The organism is Mycobacterium sp., assembly GCF_050701675.1.
Classification (GTDB): Bacteria; Actinomycetota; Actinomycetes; order Mycobacteriales; family Mycobacteriaceae; genus Mycobacterium.
In genome coordinates this window covers 1-3,632 of record NZ_JBOGDD010000987.1, presented here as the reverse complement: position 1 = coordinate 3,632, position 3,632 = coordinate 1, and the positions used below count along the sequence as shown (strand labels likewise).

The 3,632-nt window shown below is 66.5% G+C and carries 4 protein-coding genes; 3 read left to right on the top strand and 1 reads right to left on the bottom strand.

Translation table 11 applies throughout. The annotated features are described in order from the left end of the window. The first annotated feature begins 167 nt into the window (after window positions 1–167). Window positions 168–848: an IspD/TarI family cytidylyltransferase gene (locus ACRDUX_RS29950; RefSeq protein WP_526419312.1), complete on the top strand. Its 681-nt coding sequence runs from the start codon at window positions 168–170 to the stop codon at window positions 846–848. Here the strand turns inward: ACRDUX_RS29950 and ACRDUX_RS29945 are convergent. Further along, window positions 826–1,557: an IspD/TarI family cytidylyltransferase gene (locus tag ACRDUX_RS29945; protein ID WP_526419310.1), complete on the bottom strand. Its 732-nt coding sequence runs from the start codon at window positions 1,555–1,557 to the stop codon at window positions 826–828. The two genes, ACRDUX_RS29950 and ACRDUX_RS29945, sit on opposite strands and share 23 nt — an antisense overlap. A gap of 153 nt (window positions 1,558–1,710) precedes the next feature. On the opposite strand from ACRDUX_RS29945, the gene ACRDUX_RS29940 reads away from it, so the two are divergent. Together ACRDUX_RS29940 and ACRDUX_RS29935 are read left to right on the top strand one after the other, a co-directional pair. Next, window positions 1,711–3,156, top strand: a complete 1,446-nt coding sequence (locus ACRDUX_RS29940; protein WP_526419308.1) for a basic amino acid/polyamine antiporter — start codon at window positions 1,711–1,713, stop codon at window positions 3,154–3,156. A gap of 22 nt (window positions 3,157–3,178) precedes the next feature. Next, window positions 3,179–3,632, top strand: a 454-nt coding sequence (locus ACRDUX_RS29935) for an arginine deiminase family protein (RefSeq protein WP_526419306.1), incomplete at its 3' end; no start/stop codon positions are given.

Below are 3,632 nucleotides of genomic sequence, written 5' to 3'. Positions count from 1 at the left end.
ATCCGGGTGGACTCGACAGATGTCGGGTTCCTCGACTTCGACATCACCGAGAACGAAGTCGAAGCGCAGTACCTCAAGGGCCAAGCGGCAGCCGAACGGTTCCTCGCCCAGTGGAATTGGGCGGCATACCTGCGCCGTTTCCGCTGATCGGCGATATTGTCTTCTCGATGAAGCCGTGCGCGATCGTGCCGCTGCCGCGGACGGTGGATCCGGCGACGGCATTCTCTCCGAGGGGAGGCCAGGCGCCTCTCGTCCGGGTGGTGCGTGCGGTGCAGACGCTAGTCGCCGATGCCCGGATAGTCGTCGCGACCGTGCCGGCATTGGCCTCCGACGCGTCGGCCTGCCTGCAAGAGGCCGACCTGGACTCCGTGGCGGTCACGGTGGCGCGCGAAGGGGCTTCGCGACGGCAGATTCTCGTGACGGGGCTGGAACACCTTGGCGTCGAACGTAACTCGTCGACACCGGTGCTGATCTGCGACCTCCGCCATCCGCTCTCGCCCGGCGAGGTGGCCGACAGGGTGATCGCCGCGCTGCGCGATGGCCGCGACGTGGTGGTGCCCACACTGCCGGTGACCGACACCGTCAAGACCGTCGATGAGCTGGGCAGCGTGCTGGGAACCGTGGACCGCGCCACCCTGCGCACGGTGCAGTATCCGCGTGGCTTCACGGCGTCCGCGCTCTGGGATCTGGTGTCGAGCCTGGTTACGGCCGACGGCGACGAGTTCACCACGGCAATGCGAGCGGGCCTCGACATCGGCACCGTCGAAGGCGATGCGAACGGCTTTCAGGTCGAGCTCCCACGCGATGCGCAGCTGATGGCGGCGATCATCGCGTGCCGTCCCGGCTGATCCGGTCCAGCAGCAGCCGCTCCGCGACCAGGACGTCGTGCGCGAACGTCACCTTGAGATTGCTTGACGCGCCTGGAAATACGTGCACGTCGACGTCGGTGAAACTCTGGACGCACGCTGACGTGTCAGTGCCGTCGAAGTTCCCACCGGCCGCCAGTCGGTAGGCGGTGAGCAGTGGCTCGGCGCGAAACGCCTGCGGCGTCTGAACACGCGCCAGCGTGCCGTCGGCTGGTGAAATCGCACCTTCGACACCCACTTTCACCACGTCCGGGGCGGGCAGCACGGGAATGGCGCCCCCGAACGCGCGCGCCGTCGCCAGGGCGGCGTCCACCATGGCCGTGCCTGCGAGTGGACGGGCGGCGTCGTGGATGAGCACCACGTCGATGGCCCCCGCCTCGATGTCGGGGGCCAGATGGCCAAGGACGTTCTCCTCGGAACCGTGGCGCGTGTCACCGCCTTCGACGAGTTCGATCGTCGCATCGGGGATTTCGGCGGCGAGCGTACGGGCGGCGAGATCGCGTTCGCCAGGGCGGAACACCAACACCGTCCGGCCGATGTTGGTCGAGCGGGCGACCGCCTCCACCGACCACGACACCATGCTGCGGCCCGCCAACCGCAGATACGCCTTGTTGCCGTCGGCACCGACACGCGTGCCCATGCCCGCGGCCAGCACCACGCCGACCGCGGCGGGTTCCGACGTCGCGCGCATCCGCCCACGCTAGCGCGCGACTCGCACCGGCATCCACCGCGCCGACGAACCGACGGTCGATCGCGTCAATTAGGCCCGCGGTTGGGGCCCGAATGGCTAGCGTCAGTCAGCGGGACCATTCGGCTGAACACACGTGGAAGCAGGAGGTGACGCGTGAGCACCGCGGAGAAGACGACCGAGGCCACCGGCGACAAGGTCAGTCTCCCGACGCTGACCGCAATGGTCGTCGGCTCCATGATCGGGTCCGGCGTGTTCCTCCTGCCACGCCGGTTCGGCGTCGAGACCGGCGTGCTGGGCGCCGTCATCGCATGGACGATCGCCGGAGCCGGAATGCTCATGTTGGCGTTCGTGTTTCAGCGCCTCGCGACGCGAAAGCCAGACCTCGACGCCGGCATCTTCGCATATGCCAAGGCCGGCTTCGGCGATTACATGGGGTTCAACTCGGCGTTCGGTTTCTGGGCCTCTGCGTGCGCGGGGAACACGTCGTACTGGGTGCTCATCATGACCACGACGAGCGCACTGTTTCCAGCGCTGGGCGCGGGCGACACCGTGGTGGCAGTCGTCTTTTCGTCCATCGGCGTATGGCTGTTCCAACTACTGATTCTGCGGGGCGTCAAGGAAGCCGCCATCATCAACAGGATCGCGACGATCGCCAAGGTCGTTCCGATCCTGATGTTCATCGTCATCGCCGTGGTCGCCTTCGAGGCCGACTACTTCACCGAAAACCTCTGGGGCGGTGGTGACCGCTCGTTCTCCTCGATCTTCGAGCAGGCCAAGGGGACGATGCTGATCACGGTCTTCGTCTTCCTCGGCATCGAGGGCGCCAGCGTCTACTCGCGCTTCGCCCGAAAGCGCGAGGACGTGGGGCGCGCCACCGTGATCGGATTCCTCAGCGTCCTCTCTGTTTTCGCGTTGGTGACGCTGGTGTCATACGGAATCCTGCCGCAGGGTGAGCTGGCTACCGTCGACCAGCCGTCCATGGCGTCGGTTCTGGAATCCATTGTCGGGCCGTGGGGTTCGGTGTTGATCAGGGTCGGCGTCATCGTGTCCGTGCTTGGCGCATATCTGGCCTGGAGTCTGATGGCGGCCGAGATTCTCTACATCCCCGCCACCACCGATGACATGCCGCGTTTCCTCGCGCGCACCAACGCCAAGGGCGCTCCGGTCACGGCCCTCGTCATGGCCGCCGGACTCATTCAGGCCCTGCTGATCATGCTGCTCTTCACTTCCGACGCACTGGACTTCATGCTCGATCTGACTGCGGCGCTGTCCTTGATTCCCTATCTCCTCGCGGCCGGTTACCTACTGAAGCTCACCGCGACCCGGGAGACGTACGAGGACGGCAAGTCGCTGGTCTCCGACGCGCTCATCGCGGCCCTGGCGTCGTTCTACGCACTGTTCCTGATCTGGGCTGCAGGCACGGACAAACTGCTGTTGTCGTGTGTGCTCTACGCGCCGGGGGCCGCGCTGTACGTCATCGCGCGTCGCGAGCGGAACCTGCGCGTCTTCACCGTCCCAGAAGCCGTCCTGTTCGCGGTGATCGTCCTCGGCGCCATCGCCGGAGTGGTCTCGCTGGCGACCGGCGCCATCTCGATCTGACCGACCTCGAAGGGATAATGACATGGCACAGACCGAAGCGGTCCGCCCGGCCGACGCCTACGGAGTGCACTCCGAAGTCGGCACGCTGCGCAAGGTGCTGGTGTGCTCGCCCGGGCTCGCCCACGAAAGGCTGACGCCCACCAATTGCGACGATCTGCTGTTCGACGACGTGCTCTGGGTGCAGAACGCCCGGCGCGACCACTTCGACTTCATGGACAAGATGCGCGACCGCGGCGTCGACGTCGTCGAACTGCACGATCTGCTGGCCGCCACGATGGAGATCGCCGAGGCGAGGGCGTGGTTGTTGGACCGCAAGATCGTGGCCAACGAGGTGGGCCTCGGGCTCGTCGACGACACCAGAGGCTTCCTCGACTCGCTGGTGCCGAGTCGATTGGCCGAGCTTCTCATCGGCGGCATGTCGACCCGCGACCTGCCCGCCGAGATGCGGCCGGGCTACCTCGCGCTGGCTCGGGAGG

Coding starts and splice junctions, on each gene's coding strand:
- ACRDUX_RS29950 (WP_526419312.1), top strand. CDS start 168: ATGAAGCCGTGCGCGATCGTGCCGCTGCCGCGGACGGTGGATCCGGCG.
- ACRDUX_RS29945 (WP_526419310.1), bottom strand. CDS start 1,557: ATGCGCGCGACGTCGGAACCCGCCGCGGTCGGCGTGGTGCTGGCCGCG.